Source organism: Leptolyngbya sp. GB1-A1 (assembly GCF_039962475.1).
Classification (GTDB): domain Bacteria; phylum Cyanobacteriota; class Cyanobacteriia; order Elainellales; family Elainellaceae; genus Leptolyngbya_A.
Map to the genome: position 1 here is coordinate 184,445 of NZ_JAMPLI010000006.1, position 22,050 is coordinate 206,494.

Genomic DNA, 22,050 nt, shown 5'->3' on the forward strand with positions numbered 1-22,050 from the left:
GGTGAATAATTGTGAAGGGAATTCCAGGACTCAACTTTATGTTACGTCAAATTTCTCTCGGCGCATTGGGCTTAACCGTGGGCAGCATTCTAACCGTGGTTGGATTTGCCGCCTACTTTTCGGGCAATCCCACACTCAACCTGATCGGCTTTTTCTATGGAATTCCAGTTTTGCTGGGTGGTTTAGCCCTTCGTGTTGCCGAACTCAAGCCCGTTCCCTACAGCCAGCCCGTTACCCCCGATCTGCTAGACCTACGAAAAGAGCAGGCAACTGCCACCCAAAACCAGATTCGATCGGATGTCACCCGCTATCGCTACGGACAAAAAGCGCACCTGGACACCTCGTTAGACTATCTAGGGCTGGAGCCCACTAACGAAGAACGTCCCGATCTGATTGGCATCCGGGAAGAATCGCGCAACGGAGCATACACGCTGGTGCTAGAGTTTTATTCGCCCCTTATTTCCTTCAACACCTGGAAAGAGAAACGGGAAAAGATCGAGCGATTTTTTGGACCCGGACTGTACGCTGAAGTCGAACAGCCAGAAGAGGAAAGAGTCGATTTGGCGTTAATTCGGCAGAGTGAGCAGGCAATTACCCCTTCGGGAAACTCCGAAGCAACCGAGCCAGCCAGCTAAAAGTACTTTGGAAATGGATTTGTTAAAACGACGAGCCGGGCTGCTGCAAAAATTCGATTTCTTCGGGTGTACTGAACCTGCCCAAAATCGCGTTGCGGTGGGGAAAGCGTCCAAAGCGCTCGATCACATCTCGATGTTTAATCGCGTAGTCGAATGTGTCCTGTAGCTCTGGAGCGTCGGCACTTAGCTTTTCAAACAGGGCAACCGATCGCATCTGGTTTGGCAACATTTCGCTGTGTTCAAGCGGCAGGTATACAAAAATCCGCTGAAGGGGTGCTAGCTCTTGATCAAATTTGCGATCGATCGCAGTTTTCGCCACGGCTAGAGCTTTGAGATCGCTCGCAAATGCCTGGGGTGTCCCCCGATAAAGATTGCGCGGAAACTGATCGAGCAAAATCAGCAGAGCTAGTGCCCCTTGCGACGTGCGCTGCCAGGAGTCGAGCTGTCCGGCGGCGGCTTGCTCAATCAGCGATCGAAACCGTTCAGCAATTGCGCGATCGAACTCAGGAGCTTTGCCAAACCAGAGCTTGCGGCGAGCAGCATAGGATGTATCCTCCCCAGGCGCACCAAACCAGAAAGTGAGGACTTCGGCGGCGGCAGGCTCCAGAGTCAGATTTTGGCTCATTGCGGCATCCGGTTAATCGAAGGCTGAGAAGAAGGGAATGGAGCAGCCGGAGCCGTTTGAGAAGGCTGCCCCTGCGGATTTTGCTGAGAATTTTGCTGGCGCAGTCGCTCTAGCTGACGGGCACGAAAATCAGAAGCGGCAGAGTTAATCGTACGCTGCTGTTCCTGGTTAAACTCCGACATGCTGGGCATGGATCCCATTTGCAGCCGATGGAATAGGTCATACATATCTAAACCATTTGTGCCACCAAAGGAGTCACTGTTTTGATCGCTGCTGCCCAATCCCGGTAAAGCCTGATTTGAGCTGGTCTGAGCAGAAGCAGGCAGGGCACAGAGTCCGCCGATCGCGCTCAAGCTCACTAAGGTAAAACAAACTCGTTTGAATGCTCCGTTCATATCCTCACCTTGTCACCGAAAATTGACTTCAAGAATAGCGTGGTTGCTGGGATAGGAGACGAATTCTCGCTTAAAAAGCTCCCAATCTGGTTTCAGGCTCGTTTGAGCAGTGGCAGATTCCCTAGCTCCCCCAACATCAAGAGATTTTGAAACAATCGGAAGCCATTGGGGGATGCCATTGGAAGATGAATTATGCAAAGCTGCGGCGCAGCAAAGGACGAATGCTCAGCAGGGCGATCGTGCTAAACCCAAGCAGAATCAGCAGGGCAGTCCCCAGCGAAATCGACGCGAAGGGCGTTTGCATGACGATGCTGCTGAATAGCCAGTCTTTGTGCGTGTAGACATAGCGAATTGGCTCGATCGCATAACTGAGCGGGTTCAAACTTGCCACCACCTGCAACCAGGTCGGCATAAACGAGAGCGGAGCTAGCGCGGTACTGGCAAACAGCAGCGGCAGGTTGGTCACAAAAATCACGGCAATTAGCTCAATGTGTCCCGGCAGCGCAAAAGCAAGCCCCAGACTAAGAGCCGTCACACCTATCACCAGCGTCAGCACGATCAAAATTACCAGTCCAAGTCCCAGTGGATCGGGCAATCCTGCTCCTAAAGCCGCATTCATCAAAATAATCACGCTTGTCTGCACCAGGCTCAGCGTGGCGATAAACAGCGCAGAAGCCAGGACGATCGAAAACCGCGAAGCCAGCGGCGCAACCAGCAATCGGTTGAGGAAGCCAAATTCGCGATCGAACATGACAGGCAATCCGGCGTTGAGCGCGCCGCCAAAGGCAGTAAACACAATCACCCCAGCCGCGAGAAACTGCCCGTAGTTCGTGCTTTCACCAAACAGTCCTTTCGGCGCATTCTGAAACAATGCCCCAAACAAAATCAGCCACATCACAGGCTGAATAATTCCCGCAATGAGAGTCGAAGGGCGACGCTGAAGCTGAATAAACAGCCGACGAGTCAGCGCAGCCGTCTCCTGAACGAAATCACTGAATCCAGAAGCGGGGGCGTTTTCCCCGTTTGGGGAAGTGCTTTGCATCGGTTCAGCCGTTGCCTGAGATTTGTTCAGGCTAGAAGGAGTAAGGGTTTGACCCATCTGAAATTGCCTCCCAGTTCAGATTCTATTCCTGTTGCATCAATCTAAGTTCAATGTCTTTAGACTAACGCATCTTCTGGAGCGGGATAAGCGTTTGAGCAAGCGGAAAGGGGGCGATGACCGTACTGGGTTGGGAGGGGGCGGGAAGTTTCGGGAATGGGGGGGCGATCGGGTGTAGGTCAGATTCAGTGAATTACTCATGCTCCTTCGAGGCGTGCCGCGGTGCGCCTTTTTAGCTGTGGTTTTGAAAGGAGTCTGAGGCGAGGCAGAAAGCTGGCTATTGTACCCTGCTGTGGTTCCTATTGGTCCAGGGGGTTAGAGCGAGCGGGGGGCTGGTTTAAGGGGGCGCTCAAATCGCTATCCGAGTCATCACTTGCGGTTGGAGCAGGGGCGATTTCCTCCTGGCTCGATCGGATCGAAGTGCTTTGCCCCGCCTCAGGCTTTTGCTCGACTTGGGCAGCGCTTCCTTCAGCGTTGCGCTCTGTGCTAACCATCCCTTCGGGAAACCGTGAGGCGATCGGGGTAAGGGTCTGGGCAATGGCAGCATCCTGCTCAAGCTGCCGGGTCGAGGAGACCAGACCGCTCAGCCCGTTGACGAGACTGCGAACATTGTCCCGAAAGCGGGGATCGCCTGTGAGTTCGTCCAGGTCGGCGGTGATTTTTTGGGCATTTTGAAACGTTGCCCGCGCTGAGTCGAGGGTTTGCTGAAGCAATAGGATATTATCGGCTGTGCCGACAGCATCGGTGAGGTTTCTCAGGGTCGCTGACGCCTGAGCTGCATTGGCAGAAAGAGTTTGCAGGTTTTGGACGAGGTTGTTATCGCTGCCGCCAAGGGCTGGAGAGAGCTGACCTAAAACCGACTGAATCTGGGTGCTGGTAGTGCTGATGCTGTTGAGCGTTGAGACGATTGTTACCCGATTGGTATTGAGCAAGTCGCTCACCTGAGCCGCCGTAAGAGCTGTCTGGTCAGCAGCGCGTCCGATCGATCGGGCAGAGAGGGCAGCTTCTCGCGTCACAGACCCCACTTCTTGCTGAAGCGATCGGGAAAGGATAGCGACTTCTCTGGTCAGGGTAGCGACCCCGGTCGCAGCCCCGGCACTGTTGCGCGTGAGCTGACGCAGTTCGTTAAAGAATCGGGGATCAGAAAAGGTGTTAGCAAAGCGAGTGGTGGCATCGAGAAGCTGGTTAAAGGTGACTCCGCCTTGTCCCTGAAGTTTGTCACCGTTACAAACAATCACCTGGCTATTGCAGTCTGCTCCCAGAGGGTCAGCGTTGGCGAAGGCGGCTGGGATATCTTGCTGAGGCGTGATTTCGACGACGCTCTCTCCAGTGAAGCTGGTTTGATAAACGGCAACCAGAGAGTTTCGGGGAATCACGACAGTTGTGGGGGAAATTTCCAGATCCAGCTCAACTAGATTGGCAGAGGCGCGAATGGTCTTGGTTTGCCCCACCTGCACCCCGCGATATTGCACCTGCGCGCCTTCCTGAATGCCGGACACTGTAGGAAACCCGACCGTAATAATGTAGCTGCGGCGACCGGGAGCAAAGCCCCGAATCCACAGAATTAGCCCGCCCAGCAAAGCCAGCCCCAGCAAAATGAGCAAGCCCACAGAACCTTCTCGAACGGTACGCGATCGCATGATGTGCCCTCTGATGCCAATGGAAAATACAGGTAGATGACCGATCGCCAATCTAAACTCTCATCTGGCTGGCAATCTAGCTATAGGCTTCCCGAAAGTCTATTGTCCATAGTGGATGGTCTTTCGTCCACCGTTTTTTAAGGATGTGCAGCATTCTGGCAACACGGCAAGTCTGCTTTTAGCCAGCAATCTGAATCGGTCCGTTAATACTGCCGCTAAAGAACTGACGCGCTACAGGATGATCGGTCGTATCGATATCGGCTGGGGTTCCCTGCCACTGGATTTTGCCGTGATACAGAAACACAATCCGATCGGCAGTGCGGCGAATGGTGCTGTCCTGGTGGGTGATGATAATGTAAGTGCTGCATCCACCCCTGGCGCGCTGGAGTTGGCGAATCAGGTCTTCGATCACGGTGGAGGCGATCGGGTCAAGTCCGGCGGTTGGCTCGTCGTAGAGAATCACTTCGGGACTAGAGGCAGGGTCATCGGGATCGTCCATAATCGCTCTGGCAAAGCTGACTCGCTTGCGCATCCCCCCAGAGAGTTCGGCTGGAAATCGATCGCCAATTCCTGGCAAACCCACCATTTCCAGCTTTTCTTCGACGAGCTGCCGAATCCGCTTGCGGGATAGCCGCGAGTGCTGATACAGCAAAAAGCCCACATTTTCTGCAACAGTGAGCGAATCAAACAGGGCAGCGTTCTGAAACACCATGCTGATATTGATCGGATCGGGATTGTCATCCACGGAGCCTTCACGCCGCTGTCCCTGAACGTAAATTTCGCCTTCGTCTGGCAGCAGCAGTCCAGCAATCACGCGCAGAATAGTCGATTTTCCGGTTCCAGAAGGACCAATAATCGCGAGTGCTTCACCCCGCTTGATCGGGAGGTCAATGTGATCCAGGACGACCTGATCACCAAAGGCTTTTGTGACTCCTTTGAGTTCAATCAATGGTTCAGCCATTTTCCGAGTAGAAGCGGACAGGAAGGACGATCGCGGGTCTATAGTCAGTCATCAATATGGATTGAATTGACCAAATCTAACAAAATCGGGCAAATAAAATCGGGCAAATCATCTGAACAAACTGGGCTGCGGTGCCTTCTCTGTCTCAAGCGAGAAGTTTTTCTAGCACAGGAGAGATATGAGAAATAGAATCAGTTGTACGGATGACGATCGCTACTTCTCACTCAGTGTTATTCTTCAGGCAATCCGCTTGCGGTTAGGGGGCAATTACCCGAAGGAAAAGCTGCTTCGCATTGATTCCAACAGTCCTTGCGGAATCCTCAGTCTTCCTTTTGTAGTCTAAGCGTTAAGGGTTCATTGTTGGTTGAGCGTTGACTCCTACGGCTGAATGTACGGCTAAAGGGTTCCAGGCGATCGCCTTGCAGGGAAGCTGTTCTACCTTGTCAAAGAAACCTCGCCAAAGAAACCTTATTACAAAGCTGCCCTAAGAATTATCTCAGGCGGAGAAACTCCTGTTCCATTCCGGTAAAGCGTTGCTAAAGTAACTCTGCTGAATCTTAATACGTCATTCGCTGAGTACATCCCTAAACTCTGCCTGAAGTTTCTGCATTATCTTCTGGCACAGGCTGCTTGCTCTATCCTGTTTCTAATTTCTTGCTTCTACTTTGCCTCTACACTGCTGATCTCACTGTTTCCCTAAATTTAGCTGGCTATGTTAATGGCTCTTCTCAAACAAGCACTGCTGGTGCTTAAGCAGGAATCCCGCTACCGAACTCCCAATCGGGTGGGGCAATGGGTTAAGTGGCTGGCTCCTGGTTTATTTGTCAAACGCTGGCTCTTGATTAGCGCGAGTGGACTGGTGTTTGTGGTGCTGGGCTTGGCGATCTGGTCAAGCTTGACTCCGGTTTATTACCTGATCGAGCTAACGCGAGACTCACTGCGAATCATCACGACGCTGATTCCGAACTACATTAGTGGTCCTTTGGTGATTATTGGTGGGATGCTGCTAGTGCTGTGGGGACAGTCGCGCAGCTTTAATGCCATTACTGAAGTGCTGATGCCAGAGGGCAACGAGGAACTGGTCGATCGCCTGATGAATCATCGACGGTTAAATCGCGGCCCCAAAATCGTGGTAGTAGGGGGCGGCACGGGTTTATCGACGCTGCTCAGAGGCTTAAAAGCGTACAGCGCAAACATTACGGCGATCGTCACAGTTGCAGATGACGGCGGATCTTCGGGCAGACTGCGGCGCGAAATCGGCGTTTTGCCACCGGGTGATATTCGCAACTGTTTGGCGGCACTGGCGGACGAAGAAAAACTGCTGACCGAGCTATTTCAGTATCGGTTTCAGGCAGGGGATGGGCTGAGCGGACACAGCTTTGGCAATTTGTTTCTGACAGCGATGAGCGAAGTCACGGGCGGCAACCTGGAGCGGGCGATCGCAGCCATTTCGCAGGTATTAGCCGTACGCGGGCAAGTTCTTCCGGCGACGCTCACCGATATGCGACTTTGGGCAGAAATGGCAGATGGACGGCTTATCGAAGGCGAATCAAATATCCCCGAAGCAGGCGGCAAAATTGTTCGCATTGGCTGCACTCCTGCGAATCCTCCGGCTTTACCTAAAGCGATTCAGGCAATCCAGGAAGCCGACTACGTTATTATTGGTCCCGGTTCGCTCTATACCAGCATCGCGCCTAATCTTTTAGTGCCGAAGATTGCCCAGTCGATTGCCCGTTCTAAAGCACTGCGAATCTATGTGTGCAACATCATGACCCAACCAGGGGAAACCGACGGCTTTACGGTGTCTGACCATATCCGCACGATCGATCAAGTGGCAGGTGCACTGCTGTTTGATGCAGTACTGGTGCAGCGGCAGTCCCCTTCGGCAGGTTCGCTGATTAAATATGCTCAAGAACAATCCCATCCGGTTTATTTCGATCGCGAAGCCGTCATGCAGCTTGGGCGACGGGCGATCGTGGCAAATGTGATGGACGAAGACGAACAAACCGGATTAGTGCGCCATGACCCCGATCGGCTGGCACGAATTTTGCTGCGGTGGTACAGCCGGGTAAGCGGGTAGCGAATTCTCCCGTTTACTTCTCTTATTAACTTTTCTTATTAATCTGATTGACTTGCGCTGACTTCTGATCAACTACGAAAGGGTTGGACTACAATGAGTACCGCGATTACGCGCCAGTCCTTTGTGCCTGACTCATCATGTCTCAAGACCTTATTCGATCGCTTGTCTGGATGGATTACCGTCTGGCGGTGCTGTTTACCGTGCTTCTGCCGCTGATTCTTTTAGTTTGGGCACTGTTTGCCAAAGTGGAACCTGCCATGCGACTGCTGATCATCTACTGGCGAGTAGCAAGCTTGCTGGCGATCACGGTGTATCTGATGACTGGGAATTTGCCGATTAGCTTTATTACAGGTCTGCTGGCACGGGTGCTGATTCCGATCAGCTTGTGGTTCTGGGTCGATCTAAACGAGGAAATTTCTGAACTGCGCAAGAGCGGCTTCAAGCTGGCATTTTCTGCCTGGAGATGGGCGGTTACAGTTTATTGTGCGCTGGGTGCGCTGGCGAGTCTGCCCTTTTTGCAGTGCGCGTTTTCTCAGGCGACGTTTGCCAGTCCTTTTTGTCAAGTGTGGCTCCAGCCTGCGATCGGCTATCACGCCTTTTTCCACCCCCGCTATACGTCCGGCTTCCTGGGCTTTCTGGGCGTTGCAGGACTGGTCATCTACGCGCTGTACCTGATTTACTTCGTCTTTGTGCGGCTCGGCAAACAAGGGCGATCGGCAATCGAGCAGTAAAGGGCTTTGGCTCTGCGACCTGCCGCAATGCTTTTCAACCATTCCCTATCCCATCGCCATTCGATCGCCATCACCATTCGATCGCCGAGCGCTCCTGTACCACCTGCTGATAAACTGCCTGAGTCTCGACCGCCAGTTTGTGCCAGTTAAACCGCAAATCCAGATCGGTGTAAGCGTTTTCAACCATCTGCTGCGCGAATTCGGGATGCTGAAGGATTTCGATAATGCCCCAGGCGATCGAGTCCGCGCTGCCTGCATAGGTCACCATCCCGGTTTTGCCGTGCTGCACGACTTCGGGAAATCCGCCTGCGTTAGAAACCACGACCGGAATGCGGGCGGCAAAGCTTTCGAGTGCCACAATGCCAAACGGCTCATACAGGCTGGGGAATACGGCACAGTCGGCGATCGTGCGAAACTGATTTAGCTCGTCTTCTGCCATAAATCCAGCGAAATAGCATTTGTGCCAGATACCCGTCTCCCAGGCTTGCTGCTTCAGGCTATCGGTGTTGCCACCGCCAATAATCACAAACTTGACTCGTCCACTCATTGCCCCAATCACCTTTGGAGCGGCTGCCAGCATCAGACTGACTCCCTTCTCGTAAGTAATCCGCCCGACATAGTAAACAATCTTTTCCTGATCGGCGGCAAAGCGACGGCGAAACCGCCAGTAGTCAAACTCTCGCCGGGGTTCCTGCCGTTTGAGACAGATGCCGTTGTAAATCACATCCATTTTGTCTGCCGCACACCCAAAGACACGCACGAGTTCCTGCCGCATATACTCAGTGCAGACGATCACACGCCACGCTTCGCTGATTAGCCTTGCTTCTTTGCTGTGAATATAGCGGTGGGTATCATTATGCAGTCCGTTCCAGCGTCCGTGTTCTGTGGCGTGAATTGTGGCAATCATTGGTACTTTGAAGATGTGCTTCAGGGCGATCGCTGCATCTGCCACTAGCCAATCGTGAGCGTGGATCAGATCAAACGGTCCGTCTTCCTGCAGTAGCTTGCCGCCGTGCTGACCCATGCTGTCATTCATCCGGGCAACCCACTGGAAAAAGTTTTGGCTCTCTCCCACTGGAACCCGATGCACGGAAATGCCATCCACCACTTCGTAGCGAGGAGCCTGTCCGAACTCCACCGTCAGCAGGTGAATCTCATGCCCCAGCTTGACCAGCTCTGGATATAGCTCTGCTACATGGCGCGAAATTCCTCCCACAATGCGCGGTGGAAACTCCCAAGCCAGTACCAGAATTTTCATACCTGACAAACCTCGCGGGAATCGCAACAATCGCAGTAGCCGTCAGTTCGGGACGGGATGCAGGAATAAAACCCGTGCATGCGAGAAAGGGTTTTCTGCTTTCCTTATATCCACCAAAGCGACGATCGCTACAATTGCAAGATAAAAAACAAAAGGGGATAAAGCCTATTCTATTTCGACTTGTTCACTGTCTTTTGTCGAATCAGGCTGACGAGTAAATCGGGCATGAAGTCGGAAGGGCAGCAGACGATTTAGCGGAATAATGAAGTAAAGTTGAAGACGTACGGCGATTTGGCCCCATTGGAAAAGATAGGGCTATTTACTGTTTAGTTTTTATTGGTCTGGTTTTTATTGGTCTAGCGTCTGCAATTTGCATGGAGGCACTGCCGTCTCAGATGATAATTTCCGAGGCTCCGCTTCAGCTTTTGCTGTTTGTGGATAAGCGACCCAGTTCGGGCGAACGCATTCGTCAGGTCAGAAATTGCCTTAAAGCCCTAGCAGCTAGCCATTCCAGTGAGCCTTATACGCTTCAGATCGTCGACGTGAGTGAGCAACCTCACCTGGCAGAGCACTTCAAGCTAGTAGCAACTCCCTCTCTCATCAAGATTCATCCTGAACCGCAGCAAATTCTGGCAGGAAGTAATCTGGTCGCCCAGATCGAAGATTGGTGGTCACGCTGGCTGCGATCGGTTGAAGATTATCTGGAATCGTCTCGCCTGGCTGAGGTGCAGGACAGCGAAAAACTAGAGCAAATTCGCTCCATCAAAGAATCGGCGGAGCTACTCAAACTGTCCGACGAAATCTTTCGGCTTCAGCGTGAGAAAGAAGAGTTTCAGGCACAGCTTCAATTCAAAGATCATCTGATTGCAATGCTGGCACACGATCTGCGAAATCCCCTAACTGCGGTGTCGATCGCCCTTGAAACCCTGGAACTTGGCAGCACTGCAAAATCAGACGGCGGATTTCGGCTGAAGCCCGATCTGTTTGCCCAGTTGGTTCGCCATGCCCGCACCCAAACCAAAGCACTCGATCGCATGATCACCGACATTTTGCAGGCAGCCCGCGAACGCAACTCCGAATTTCGGATGCAGCCGCAAAAGCTAGAGCTGGGGAAACTCTGCCTGGAGGCGATCGAGCATTTAGGCGATCGAATTGAGGCAAAAGTACAGCAGATTTCGACCGATATTCCCTCGGATCTGCCCTACGTCTATGCGGATGCCGAGCGGGTGAAGCAGGTGATTGTCAACTTGCTCGACAACGCCATTAAATATACCCCCGAATCCGGCACGATCTCCGTGGCAATTCTGCATCGCACCACTCAAAAAGTCCAGGTGAGCATTAGCGATAATGGTCCTGGCATTCCGCCCGAAAATCAGCAGCACATTTTTGAAGATCGGTTTCGGCTTGAGCGCGATGAAGGAAAGGAAGGCTATGGCATTGGGCTAGCCCTTTGTCGCCGCATTGTACAGGCACACTACGGGCAAATCTGGGTCGATTCCGAGCAGGAGCAGGGAAGCTGCTTTCACTTTACGCTGCCCGTTTATCGGCTTAACCCCTCCCCGTGAATTCCTGCTAAATCTCTACTGAATTTCTAAATTCAAAACATATCGCCCAACCTGGAGCTGATTCGTCCACAGTTCATACTCCACCCGAAACTGTTGCGGAATCGGCTGACTAGAGAGCGTAAGGCTGCGCGTAAAATTGCGAAGGCGAATCGGCTGCTGACGCGCATCGTCGTTTTGAAGCCAATAGCGGCTCACCCCGTAAACGCCCTGTTCCCAAAAGTGGCGATAGCTAAATTTGCCATTACCCTGCATTGTCATCGTAACGCGATAGGGCGACAGCTCTAGCCATAGCAATCGAGGCGTTCTCGGCATTGCATTTTCTGATTCCCGATCGACAGGATGATCGTCAAAAGCATGACTTTCAAAAGCATGACCGTCAAAAGCATCAAACCCCTGCACTAAGGGTTCGGTCATCAGCAAATGAAACCGCTCTGCGTCTTTTTGATAAAGTGTTGCCTCCCCCTCGACCACTGACCATAGCGGCAAATCGTAGGACATGAAAGACAAACAGACCGGATGGCGATGTTGAGTCAACATAGCAATGAAGAAAGCGATGAAGAGTAAAAGAAGACACGGGCGACAGGGTAATCAAATGATTCCGGAAAGAGTTAGGATGACTAGCGTGCTTATCGTCAGTCTATCCCAATGCCTACCGACGCTATCAACCTGAACCGTACTGAACCCCATCATTCGCTGACGATCGCCCCTCCCAGCGAGGGGTTTGCGCTACGGGGACGAATCCAGATTCCGGGAGATAAGTCAATTTCCCATCGGGCGTTGATGCTGGGTGCTCTGGCAAGCGGCGAAACCCAAATTCAAGGGCTGCTGCTAGGCGAAGATCCGCGCAGTACGGCAAGCTGCTTTCGGGCAATGGGCGCAACGATTTCTGAACTTAACACCGATCGCGTCACGGTGCAGGGCATTGGCTTAGGGCAGCTTCAAGAGCCAATCGATTTTCTCGACGCAGGCAATTCGGGAACCACAATGCGGTTGATGCTGGGGCTGCTGGCGTCCCATCCCGGACGGTTTTTTACCGTGACGGGTGATGCTTCGCTTCGATCGCGTCCGATGTCTCGCGTCATTAAACCCCTTCAGCAAATGGGGGCGCAAATCTGGTACCGAGCGGAGGGCTATGCGCCGCTCGCCGTTCAGGGACAAACGCTCCAGCCGATTCACTACCAGTCGCCGATCGCCTCTGCCCAAGTAAAATCCTGCATTTTGCTGGCAGGGCTGCTTACCGAAGGCAAAACGACCGTTACCGAACCTGCTCTCTCGCGTGACCACAGCGAACGAATGCTGCGGGCATTTGGGGCAACTATCACGGTTGATCCCGGAACGTGCAGTGCAACGGTCACTGGACCTGCTCAGCTTCACGGGCAAACCGTAATTGTCCCAGGAGACATCAGCTCCGCAGCCTTCTGGATGGTAGCCGCTGCGATCGTTCCCGGTTCTGATTTAACAATCGAAAATGTGGGGGTCAATCCAACCCGCACTGGCATTCTGGAAGTTTTACAGGCGATGGAAGCCGATGTGACGCTGGAAAATCAGCGCGAAGTTGCCGGAGAACCCGTTGCCGATGTGCGAGTTCGCTATGCACCGCTTAAAGCCTGCACGATCGCCGGAGACGTAATTCCTCGACTGATCGACGAAATTCCAATTCTGGCAGTCGCGGCAACTTGTGCCAGTGGCACCACTCTGATCAAAGATGCCGAAGAGTTACGGGTTAAAGAAAGCGATCGCCTCGCAGTGATGGCAGCCCAACTTACCCAGATGGGAGCCAGCGTCACTGAATTACCCGATGGTTTAGAAATTACCGGACAAACCCCCCTGACGGGAGCCGAACTCGATAGCCACACCGACCACCGAATTGCAATGAGTCTGGCGATCGCTGCCCTAATTGCCACTGGCAAAACGACGATTCATCGAGCGGAAGCGGCTGCAATTTCTTACCCGGATTTTGTGCCGACGCTGCAACGGGCATGCGGGTAGGGGGGTTTATGGATGAGCCAATGGGGGACTTGAGGATTGGATAATGCTTGTTTTTCGGCGACGAAGACGTTTTTCTGTCATTGGTCTTCTAAGCTGGCTTTATCTGGTAGCTCTGCTGGTATGGTTTAGTCTCCGCCTCTTATTCTTCGATCGATTCTGGTGGTTAGCCTTGCTGAATACGCTGGCTTTCTATCTGTTTGTGCCGATCGTGGTCTTCTTGCCCCTATACCTCTGGTCTCGTCAGCGACAGTTGCTCCTGGGATTGCTCTTTGCCTGCCTGCTCTTTCTCAGTCTGTTTTATCCGCTGTTCAATCCCTTTGCCAAAGCCGCGCTGCCCGCTCCGGCACAGCCTACCTTAAAAGTCATAAGCTTCAACCTGCGCTGGGATAATCAGAACTATGGCAAAGTTGCTCAGATGATTCGCACTGCTCAGCCCGATTTAATTGGCTTGCAGGAATTACAGCCTGGTGAAGTGTCCAACCTGGCAGCAGTACTCGCACCTGATTACCCTTACCGCGCAGTGCATCCGGTTGATTTGTTCCACACAGTTGCGCTGTTCAGCCGTTTACCGATCGACAGCATGACCGCCCTGCCTAACCCGCCCTGGAACGGGGGCTGCAAGTCACAATCCACGATAAGAACGATCGACCGCTCAATGTGCTGGTCACGCATCTTGCCCCCAACAATATGCCCCTTTTCCCGCTGAGTCGATTTGCTGCTGAAACCCGCGATCGCTACAGCCGTCGAGCTGCCGAGACTGCCTCTCTTCAGACGCTTGTGCGGTCACAATCACTGCCAACTCTGATGCTGTGCGATTGCAATATGACCGATACCTCCGAAACCTATGCCCAGCTTCGCCAGGTGTTCAAGGATAGCTTTCAGGAGCGCGGCTGGGGCTTGGGTCATACCATTTCAGTAAAAGGCATCCCGTTTCCGGTGCAAAGAATTGACTATATCTGGCATACCGATGAGATTCAGGCGATTGACGCATTTGTAGGACCAGACGCAAACTCCGACCACCTGCCGATCGTTGCCACCCTTCGCTACCCCTAACTTGCCCGATCGCCTAACCCGCCCGCTCGCTACAGAGGAGAATCATCGTCGTTTTAGGCAACGGCGGGATTTATACTAACTCTGGTAGGAATGATCACAGCGAAAGCTGATGTGAGCTTCATGGCAGACGCAACTCCCTCGATTCAGTTTTTTGAAGGTATTTCTGAGGAGCTGAGCGGTATCAGTTTTCGCCGCAATCGTGCCACCGGAGTTCGCAGCATTCTGATGACCTTTAAAGGCCTGCGATCGATCGATCGCTTCCAAAGTTATACCAATCGATTTGCCGGAGGAATGTCACTCAACGACAGCGAAGGCAATATCAACATCGAGCCAGCCTCAGTACGCTTTGTGTTTGGCGGACCCGAAGGCGATGATTTGGAGCGAGTCGAATGTGTGCTGCAAGTCGATCGCGAAGATCACTGGGAACGGCTGATGCGCTTTATAGAGCGATATGCTGAGGCAAATGAAATGACATATGGAGAGTCCCGCAAGGAGTAGCGCATGAAAATTGCAGTGACCGGAGCAACCGGATTTATTGGCAGTCGTCTGGTTGAACGGCTTCAAACAGAGGGACATTCCGTGGTGGTGCTAACGCGCAACGCCGATCGCGCCAAGTCGCTTTTCCCAGTCTCTAAATATCCCAATGTGGAAGTCGTCGCCTATCAGCCTCTGCAATCGGGAACCTGGCAGCAGTTAATTTCAGGCTGTGATGGCGTGGTGAATTTGGCAGGTGCGCCAATCGCCGAAAGCCGCTGGACGCCTGAACGCAAGCAGGAAATTATGGATAGCCGGAAAGCAGGCACTGAAAAAATTGTGGAGGCAATTGCTCAGGCAAATCCGCGCCCGTCTGTGCTGGTCAATTCCTCGGCGATCGGCTACTACGGCACGAGCGAAACGGCAACCTTTGATGAAGCCAGTCCGGCAGGAAACGACTACCTGGCAGAAGTATGTCAAGCCTGGGAAGCCGCCGCGCAAAAAGTGGAGGAGTCGGGGACTCGGCTGGTGATCCTCCGCACTGGAATTGTTCTCGGTCAGGGTGGGGCGATCGCCAAGATGCTGCTGCCCTTCCGAATGTTTGCCGGAGGACCGATTGGTAACGGTCGCCAGTGGTTTTCCTGGATTCACCTTGAAGATATGGTGAATTTAATTCTCAAGGCACTGACCCAGCCCGAAATGAGCGGAACCTATAACGCAACGGCTCCAAACCCGGTACGAATGGCAGAACTCAGCCAGAGCCTTGGGGACGCGATGAAGCGTCCATCGTGGCTACCTGTGCCCAATTTCGCGCTGGAGCTAATGCTTGGCGATGCTGCAAAGGTCGTCCTGGAAGGACAGCAGGTTTTGCCAAAGCGAACCCAGGAAAGCGGATTTGCGTATCAGTACACAACGGTCAAACAGGCATTAACCGATGTGGTGCGCGAAGACTAGGATTGCAGATTCAATCCATTCATGATCTAGATCATCATGCTTTAGATCAGGTCGTTTGAGTTGCGAAGGCGAATGAGCTGGCGGCGCATTTGTGGGGAAGCTTCGACTTCGGAAACTTCCTGCACGTTAACCTTGGATTGCATCGGCTCTAAATACTCATCTGCCCCATAGGAGAGGGCATCAAGCAAAATCTCCAGGAGCCGATCGCGATCGAGCAGGGTGTGTTTTTCCTCAATCAGGCGAAACTTAAGGTGAATTTCGCAATCATAAACTGTGAACTCTGAGTCGGTCGGGTGGTGCTCAATGGAGTCGGTCTTCATCTGAAAAGATAACCGCCCAAAGGCGGGAGTGAGGTGAACTAGACGATCAGGTTAAACACACGCATTGGGTAATGGTTTTTAGAGGCGCACTTGTCTGAAGCAGGCTTTGCAGGACAGTAAAGGCAAATCAGAGGGATAGCGAGGCTTTGCTAAAGTGCAGGAAAACTGCTTATGGCTTAAATTCACTGCTAAAGCTAGTCTTCCCAAAAGGCAAACAAAGCAAACCAATTCACCTGCTAAAAACAAATCGTTAAATTGTCCTAGTTTCTATAAATAGCACCATTTCTTAGAAGTACAGGCTAGCAATCTATAAAGTCTCTATGAGGTCATGAAACTCAACTTCATCACTGCTTTAAACCCTGCTACCAGACGATCGATTACAAGCAATTGAAGAATCCGTCCAAGCTAGCTTCCATAAAGCTTCTAGCGATTGCCAGGTCGCCGGAACCGGGGAATGCAGTGATCCCTCAAAATTCCATCCTGAAGGACAACCAAACTTTACCAAAAAGACCTGATTCGGAAAAATTTTGTGTGTCAGTTCTACTTTCTAAAATTGGCTAATACTGAGAGAACAAGTCAGCTTAATGAACTAAATAGGTTTCACTCAATGACGTTTCCCACATGTTCTTCCAGGACTGGAAAGGCATTAAAACCAGCTTTGATCTAGTTTGAATTTTTACTTGCAATCCGTAGCAACACCAGGAAAATTGGGCATTGCTGAATGGAAATCGGATTTTCGATAGGGAGTTCTGCGCTAGCAGTGGTTTGCAGATCACCCTTACAGAATTCATCTATCGGAGCAGCAATGCCGAAAATTGCGATTGCGCCATCTCAATTCATCTCACATCAGATGAGATTGTAAGCGAATTCGTAAGGTTTCGAGGATTGACGTGTTGCGGCTTTGTAAAGCTAGCTCCACTGTTCTGGCGGCTGCGTAAACTGTTCTAGTGTGAGCAAATGAATTCGCTCATCCTGCTGTGCAACCGCTCGATCGCCTGCGGTATTGTAGCCCCAATCCGCCAGAAATAGCTCAACATTCTGCAAATCAACTTGAGGGGCAATGGTCTGAAGCGTTTTCAGCCGATCTTCAACAAACCAGATCAGGGGTTCAGAAGCAGCCGCTGACTGCTGGAGCTGGCGCAGGGTTTGCGCTTTGGGCTGGCGAACTGATTTGCCGAAAATTCGCGACGCAGACAAATTCACGCCTGCCTGAGCAAGCAACTGCTGGACAAAACGATCTTCTTTCGTCGTCACAATAAATAGCTCAATGCCCTCTGTAATAATGCGCTGAAGCTGTAGAGTGACACCTGGATAAAATCGGTGCAGCGATAGCCAGCCTGCCAGATCCAGCGTAATCCATTCATCGCGGACGCGATCGACGACCTGCTCGACCTCCACCGGAACCAACCCTTCGGTTTGTACCAGATCCAGGCAAATCGCGCTCCAGTTCCGCAAGATCTCTGCTTCGGGCATTCCTTGCAGGATCGATCGCAGGACACAGGGCATTTCCCAGCCCGTTTCAACCACAGGACGCAGACGATAAAAAATTTCTGCCAGTCCTTCTGGCGGCGTTTTGTCCCCAGCCAACCAGATGCGGCAGTATGCTCGCCATGCGGTTTCAAAATACTCCAGCAGTCCGTCGCAAATCACGCCATCAAAATCAAGTGCAAGCAGGGTTGGCTGTTTCTGGGTCATAACAAATTACCCCTGCTGCGCTTCTTGCTGCACTGATGTTTGAATCCAATCCCCTAAGAGGGCATTGACGCGATCGGGAGCTTCATCCTGGGGACAGTGACCTACGCCCTCCAGCGGAATGAACTGCTCCACAACAGGAAAATTTGCCAGATTGCGCCCCAAGTCCACAGGTTCCCAGGGGTCATCGGTTCCCCACAAAATTAACACTGGGCAAGAGAGGCGTTCTAGCAGATCTTCGGGTAAGGGACCATAGGAATAGCGCGTGAAAGCAAGAAACACATCTGCCGCACCCGGATCAGCCGCCGGAGCCATGAGCAAATCGACCAATTCATCGGTAACAATTTCCGGGTTGATATACGCCTTTTGCAGAATTTTCCGCACTGTTTTTGGGCGGGCTATCAGGCGAAAGAAATTTTGCCCGACCCACCGTACAGACAGAACGCTCTGCAATAAAGGAGCACCGACCCGTCGATACCAGGGCAATTGGGCACGCCGGCGATCGTGCAGAAGCCGTAAAGAGCAGTTGAGCAGGGCAACTTTCCGGGCAATTTCAGGATGATCTGCCGCTGCTTGCATTGCCGCAATACAGCCGACCGAGTTTCCTACCAGAAAAGCAGGCGTACCGACGACCTCCTTGCAAAAATCGGCAATCTGCTGTCCCCACGTTTCAAAGGTGTAGTCAATTTCCTCACCAGGCTTCGGTTTTGCCGAGTTGCCAAAGCCAATCAGGTCGATCGCATATACTCGCCCAATGTCTGCCAGCACCGGAATATTTTTGCGCCAGTGTCGCCAGGATGCACCAAAGCCATGAATCAGGACGATCGCAGGCCCAGTTTGCCCTTGAGTTTGATAACAGATGGGAAAACCGCGCCACATCCAGGTCTGAGGGGCAGCCAGGAGAGCAGTTGGGGTCAGCGTCATAGCCAGGAGAAGTCTAGAAGGATTACGATTTATTACTTCTCTTATTGTGATACGAGTTTTCTAATTTTCAATGCGCCAGGGGATACAGTCTTTCAAAGGTCATGGAGGATCACGAGATGGTAACGGCTCACCGAGAAGGTTCTATTTTTTAGCATCTCCAGTTCGGCAGCGAAGGGCAAGTGGACTAGAACCGATCTGCTCAAGCCATTGCTCAAGCGATAAAAAAGCCCTCACCCGATCGGCAAGGGAATAAATAGCCGTGACGAACAATGTGCAGCAATGCGAATGAAAAGGGGGTGGCCATTCGTCGCGGATTATTCAGCAAGGGCAGTGCGAAGCAGTTTCCCCGATAGAGCCATCGGCTCATTTCAAATTAAGTGAATATTTCACCGAAACTACGATTCGAAATCCTTAGCCAAAGCGACCGCTGACGTAATCTTGAGTTGCCTGCTGCCGGGGCGAATTGAAAATATTCTCGGTGCGATCGTACTCCACCAGATAACCATAGCGACTGCCGCCGTTCCCTGCCTCAGCATTAAAGAACGCAGTGTAGTCCGCTACGCGAGAGGCTTGTTGCATATTGTGCGTGACAATAATGATGGTGAACTGCTTTTTCAGCTCGTGCATCAGATCCTCAACCCGCAGCGTTGAAATCGGGTCAAGGGCGGAGCAAGGTTCGTCCATTAAAATGACTTCCGGTTCGATCGCGATCGCCCGTGCAATGCAAAGCCGCTGCTGTTGGCCCCCAGAAAGCGACAGACCGCTGGCCTTTAATTTGTCTTTGACTTCATCCCACAGCGCAGCACCCCGCAGGGATCGCTCTACCAGTTCGTCCATATTGCCTTTATAGCCGTTAACCCGCGCACCAAAGGCAATGTTTTCGTAGATCGACTTGGGGAAAGGATTGGGTTTCTGGAACACCATTCCAATCCGACGACGCACTTCGACCGGGTCTACTCTCGAGTCATACAACTCCGTGCCCTGATAGGTGATTTTGCCTTCGACTCGCGCTCCCGGAATCAAATCGTTTAAACGGTTATAGCAGCGCAGCAGGGTACTTTTGCCGCAGCCCGAAGGACCGATCAGCGCAACCACTTTGTTTTTGGGAATGTCCAAGAAAACATTACGAACTGCCTGAAACGACCCATAGTAGATGGACACATTCTCAGTGCGGATAACCACATCGTTACCCACAGAACTCGGTCTAAATTCGGACTGTGCTGGAGAATTCGTCATAGTGAATGAAGAAGAGTGGTTTAGGCGTAGAACTCTGCGCGCTTAAAATCGGAATAAACATCAACCTTCTTAAATCGATCGTAACTTTTGCTTCAAAAAAGCAGATCTACAAATCAAGTGAACTAAACGAATGAATTCAAGGAAAAGCTCGTTGATGGAACGCTAATAAACCTTACGGCGAGTTGCGACTCGTGCCACAATACTGACCACCAAAATCAAACCCACAACGACCAATGCTGCAACCCACGCAAGCTCCTGCTGGTTCCTGTAGGGTGAAATTGCGAAGTTGTAAATCAGAACCGACAGCGTTGCCGTAGGCTGCCATGCGCCTCTGACATCATACTGGTTAAACAGAGCAGTAAACAGCAGCGGAGCCGTTTCACCCACTGCTCTTGCCAGTGCCAGCGTCACGCCCGTTGCAATAAACGGTAGGGCAGCAGGCAAGATAATCTGAGAAATCGACTGAAAATTTGTTGCGCCAATGCCAACTGCCGCCTGTCTTACATCCGGCGGAATCGACTTCAGCCCTTCCTCGGCGGTGCGGATAACGATCGGTACCATCAAAACCGCCAGCGCAACGCCCCCTGCCACTGCCGAGAAAGTACCCGTTACCAGGACTACGATACCGTAGGCAAACAGTCCAGCAATAATCGACGGTACACCACTCAGCACATTAGTACAAAACCGTACAAACTGCGACAGCTTATTGCCGCGCCCAAACTCAACAGTATAAATTGCCGTCAAAACGCCGAACGGAACACTAATCAACGCACCAATTAAGCTGGTAAGCAGTGTTCCCACGATCGCATTGCGAAACCCTCCCCCATCAACTAGAGGCGGCGGCGGCAGCTCAGTCAACACGGCTGGACTCAGACGGCTAAATCCGTTGGAAATGACTGTGTAGAGAATCGAACCCAGCGGCAACAGCGAAAGTGCAGCGCAAGCCCCAACCAAACCCGTCATGATTTTGCCGACCAGGTTTCGGGTGGGTGACGGCACAAAGAGCGAATCGTCTGAAACATTAAAAGCTGAATTGGCGCCCCGATCGCGTGGAATCGTCATAAATTTACTGGAGTCACTGCAAAGAACACAACCTTACTCAACTTCCTACTCAACTTCCTGAAAGCGGCTGATGATGTACTCTGCCAGGATATTCACCGCCAGCGTCAGCAGCATCAGCACCAGTGCCGCAAAAAATAGCGAAGAACGCTGTAGCCCACTTGCTTCGCCAAACTGGTTTGCAATCAGCGCGGCGATCGTCGAAGCAGGCGCAAAAAACGAAACATTTACCCGGTTTGCATTCCCGATCAGCATGGCGGCTGCCATCGTCTCGCCTAATGCCCGGCCCAAGGCCAACATCACCGAACCGATAATGCCTGATAGACCCGCAGGCAAAAGCACTTTGAGAATTGTTTCCCAGCGCGTTGCCCCCAGCCCGTAAGCTCCTTGACGAAGCTGCGGCGGCAGAGAGACCAGCGTATCGCGCGAGATAGCAATAATCGTCGGCAGAATCATGATCGCCAGCACCAGTGCGGTGACAAACATCTGGCGCGTCGAGGGCGGCGTTGAAAAGAAAGGAATCCAGCCAAACACGCTGTGAAGTCCACGCAGTAGGGGCAGGATTGCGGGAATCAGCACAAAAATGCCCCACAGCCCGTAAACCACGCTGGGAATTGCAGCCAACAGCTCAACCAGAAAGGCGATCGGAGTCAAGATCTGACGGGGCAAAAAGTCTTCGCTCAGGAAGATTGCAACGCCGACCCCGACCGGAACCGCAAACAACAGTGCCAGAATCGAGCTAACGATCGTGCCATAAATCTGCGGCAGTGCCCCAAATGCATTTTCAACCGGGTTCCAAACTGACTGAGTTAGAAACCCTAAGCCGAACTGGGTAATGGCTGGAAAGGCAATGCCCAGCAGCGAAAAAGTAATCCAGACCAGAACTGCACCAATCCCCACTGCAAGGATCAGCGTCAGCCAGTAAAAAATGCGATCGATTAAGCGCGTGGCGTGAAACTTGCTTGAGGCTTGAATTAACGATTCTTCGGGAGCAGCAGATGGCGAAGTCATAACTTTAAGAAAAGAGCTGGAGTAACAAAAACCAGATGACTAAATCTCACAAAGAATCTCAAGGTCAACTTCGACGATGGCTCAATTTAGCCATTTACCAGCATACCGCAGGCTTTGCCCCCAGAGGATTTGCCCTGCTTGAAACCAAGCAGCCGTTGAGCCATCGACATTCAGACAAACTGCATCGAATTCATTGAGCGAGTTGCCTTGAAACTGCACCATCAATTTGATTTCAACTGAACCTTCGATCGCAGCAGACAAGACTTTTGTTCGCCAGGATTTGTCAAGAAGGGCAACCGTCTACTCACCGTCCAGGTTAACCATTCGGAAAGCAACGATCGCCCTTGAC

Annotated in this window: 23 protein-coding genes; 10 read left to right on the plus strand and 13 right to left on the minus strand. The window is 52.1% G+C overall.

Going from position 1 to position 22,050, the window contains the following annotated elements; translation table 11 throughout:
- Positions 1-38 precede the first annotated feature (38 nt).
- On the plus strand, positions 39-635 hold the full coding sequence (locus NDI45_RS09225; protein ID WP_348247122.1) for a DUF2854 domain-containing protein: 597 nt from the start codon (positions 39-41) through the stop codon (positions 633-635).
- A gap of 22 nt (positions 636-657) precedes the next feature.
- Here the strand turns inward: NDI45_RS09225 and NDI45_RS09230 are convergent, their stop codons facing one another.
- From NDI45_RS09230 to NDI45_RS09250, 5 genes are all read right to left on the minus strand, one after another.
- Positions 658-1,260 carry a DUF924 family protein gene (locus NDI45_RS09230; RefSeq protein WP_348247123.1) on the minus strand — a complete coding sequence of 201 codons (603 nt, stop codon included), beginning with the start codon at positions 1,258-1,260 and terminating at the stop codon, positions 658-660.
- Positions 1,257-1,655, minus strand: coding sequence for a hypothetical protein (locus NDI45_RS09235; protein ID WP_348247124.1), 399 nt, complete (start codon positions 1,653-1,655; stop codon positions 1,257-1,259). The genes NDI45_RS09230 and NDI45_RS09235 overlap by 4 nt, the downstream gene beginning before the upstream one ends.
- Before the next feature lie 190 nt (positions 1,656-1,845).
- Complete coding sequence (locus NDI45_RS09240; RefSeq protein WP_348247159.1) at positions 1,846-2,697, minus strand: ABC transporter permease; 852 nt, start codon at positions 2,695-2,697, stop codon at positions 1,846-1,848.
- A 356-nt stretch (positions 2,698-3,053) separates the two neighbouring features.
- Entirely contained in the window at positions 3,054-4,394 is a 1,341-nt protein-coding gene (locus NDI45_RS09245; RefSeq protein ID WP_190794603.1) for an MlaD family protein, read from the minus strand.
- Between the two features lie 178 nt (positions 4,395-4,572).
- Positions 4,573-5,355, minus strand: a complete 783-nt coding sequence (locus NDI45_RS09250; RefSeq protein WP_190794593.1) for an ABC transporter ATP-binding protein — start codon at positions 5,353-5,355, stop codon at positions 4,573-4,575.
- 712 nt (positions 5,356-6,067) lie between these two features.
- On the opposite strand from NDI45_RS09250, the gene NDI45_RS09255 reads away from it, so the two are divergent.
- Positions 6,068-7,435: a gluconeogenesis factor YvcK family protein gene (locus NDI45_RS09255; protein ID WP_190794592.1), complete on the plus strand. Its 1,368-nt coding sequence runs from the start codon at positions 6,068-6,070 to the stop codon at positions 7,433-7,435.
- Positions 7,436-7,572: 137 nt separating this feature from the next.
- A complete protein-coding gene (locus tag NDI45_RS09260) occupies positions 7,573-8,166 on the plus strand; it encodes a DUF3177 family protein (protein ID WP_190794591.1) in 594 nt (197 codons plus the stop codon).
- Between the two features lie 70 nt (positions 8,167-8,236).
- Here the strand turns inward: NDI45_RS09260 and NDI45_RS09265 are convergent, their stop codons facing one another.
- On the minus strand, positions 8,237-9,424 hold the full coding sequence (locus NDI45_RS09265; protein ID WP_348247125.1) for a glycosyltransferase family 4 protein: 1,188 nt from the start codon (positions 9,422-9,424) through the stop codon (positions 8,237-8,239).
- Positions 9,425-9,798: 374 nt separating this feature from the next.
- Between NDI45_RS09265 and NDI45_RS09270 the strand changes: the two genes are divergently transcribed.
- Complete coding sequence (locus NDI45_RS09270; RefSeq protein WP_190794589.1) at positions 9,799-10,989, plus strand: histidine kinase; 1,191 nt, start codon at positions 9,799-9,801, stop codon at positions 10,987-10,989.
- A 15-nt stretch (positions 10,990-11,004) separates the two neighbouring features.
- Here the strand turns inward: NDI45_RS09270 and NDI45_RS09275 are convergent, their stop codons facing one another.
- Positions 11,005-11,526: a hypothetical protein gene (locus NDI45_RS09275; RefSeq protein WP_190794588.1), complete on the minus strand. Its 522-nt coding sequence runs from the start codon at positions 11,524-11,526 to the stop codon at positions 11,005-11,007.
- A gap of 108 nt (positions 11,527-11,634) precedes the next feature.
- On the opposite strand from NDI45_RS09275, the gene aroA reads away from it, so the two are divergent.
- The 5 genes from aroA (at position 11,635) to NDI45_RS09300 (ending at position 15,459) form a co-directional block, all read left to right on the plus strand.
- The gene (gene aroA, locus NDI45_RS09280) at positions 11,635-12,978 is read left to right on the plus strand and encodes a 3-phosphoshikimate 1-carboxyvinyltransferase (protein ID WP_348247126.1); all 1,344 of its coding nucleotides are present in this window, start codon (positions 11,635-11,637) and stop codon (positions 12,976-12,978) included.
- A gap of 43 nt (positions 12,979-13,021) precedes the next feature.
- Positions 13,022-13,684: an endonuclease/exonuclease/phosphatase family protein gene (locus tag NDI45_RS09285; protein ID WP_348247127.1), complete on the plus strand. Its 663-nt coding sequence runs from the start codon at positions 13,022-13,024 to the stop codon at positions 13,682-13,684.
- Positions 13,666-14,031 (plus strand): hypothetical protein, encoded by a 366-nt coding sequence (locus tag NDI45_RS09290; RefSeq protein WP_190794585.1) that lies wholly within the window; start codon positions 13,666-13,668, stop codon positions 14,029-14,031. The genes NDI45_RS09285 and NDI45_RS09290 overlap by 19 nt, the downstream gene beginning before the upstream one ends.
- 120 nt (positions 14,032-14,151) lie before the next feature.
- Positions 14,152-14,529: a photosystem II reaction center protein Psb28 gene (gene psb28, locus NDI45_RS09295; protein ID WP_190794584.1), complete on the plus strand. Its 378-nt coding sequence runs from the start codon at positions 14,152-14,154 to the stop codon at positions 14,527-14,529.
- Positions 14,530-14,532: 3 nt separating this feature from the next.
- Positions 14,533-15,459, plus strand: coding sequence for a TIGR01777 family oxidoreductase (locus tag NDI45_RS09300; protein WP_190794583.1), 927 nt, complete (start codon positions 14,533-14,535; stop codon positions 15,457-15,459).
- A gap of 41 nt (positions 15,460-15,500) precedes the next feature.
- Here the strand turns inward: NDI45_RS09300 and NDI45_RS09305 are convergent, their stop codons facing one another.
- The 6 genes from NDI45_RS09305 to pstC all read right to left on the minus strand — a co-directional run bounded on the left by NDI45_RS09305 (position 15,501) and on the right by pstC (position 21,701).
- Complete coding sequence (locus NDI45_RS09305; protein WP_190794582.1) at positions 15,501-15,779, minus strand: Npun_R1517 family heterocyst differentiation transcriptional regulator; 279 nt, start codon at positions 15,777-15,779, stop codon at positions 15,501-15,503.
- 909 nt (positions 15,780-16,688) lie between these two features.
- The gene (locus NDI45_RS09310; RefSeq protein WP_190794581.1) at positions 16,689-17,474 is read right to left on the minus strand and encodes an HAD family hydrolase; all 786 of its coding nucleotides are present in this window, start codon (positions 17,472-17,474) and stop codon (positions 16,689-16,691) included.
- Positions 17,475-17,480: 6 nt separating this feature from the next.
- A complete protein-coding gene (locus tag NDI45_RS09315) occupies positions 17,481-18,395 on the minus strand; it encodes an alpha/beta fold hydrolase (RefSeq protein WP_348247128.1) in 915 nt (304 codons plus the stop codon).
- A 411-nt stretch (positions 18,396-18,806) separates the two neighbouring features.
- Complete coding sequence (pstB, locus tag NDI45_RS09320; protein WP_348247129.1) at positions 18,807-19,631, minus strand: phosphate ABC transporter ATP-binding protein PstB; 825 nt, start codon at positions 19,629-19,631, stop codon at positions 18,807-18,809.
- A 162-nt stretch (positions 19,632-19,793) separates the two neighbouring features.
- Positions 19,794-20,693 (minus strand): phosphate ABC transporter permease PstA, encoded by a 900-nt coding sequence (gene pstA, locus NDI45_RS09325; RefSeq protein WP_348247130.1) that lies wholly within the window; start codon positions 20,691-20,693, stop codon positions 19,794-19,796.
- Positions 20,694-20,738: 45 nt separating this feature from the next.
- Complete coding sequence (pstC, locus tag NDI45_RS09330; protein WP_190794577.1) at positions 20,739-21,701, minus strand: phosphate ABC transporter permease subunit PstC; 963 nt, start codon at positions 21,699-21,701, stop codon at positions 20,739-20,741.
- 35 nt (positions 21,702-21,736) lie between these two features.
- On the opposite strand from pstC, the gene NDI45_RS09335 reads away from it, so the two are divergent.
- A complete protein-coding gene (locus NDI45_RS09335) occupies positions 21,737-21,898 on the plus strand; it encodes a hypothetical protein (RefSeq protein WP_190794576.1) in 162 nt (53 codons plus the stop codon).
- Positions 21,899-22,050 lie beyond the last annotated feature (152 nt).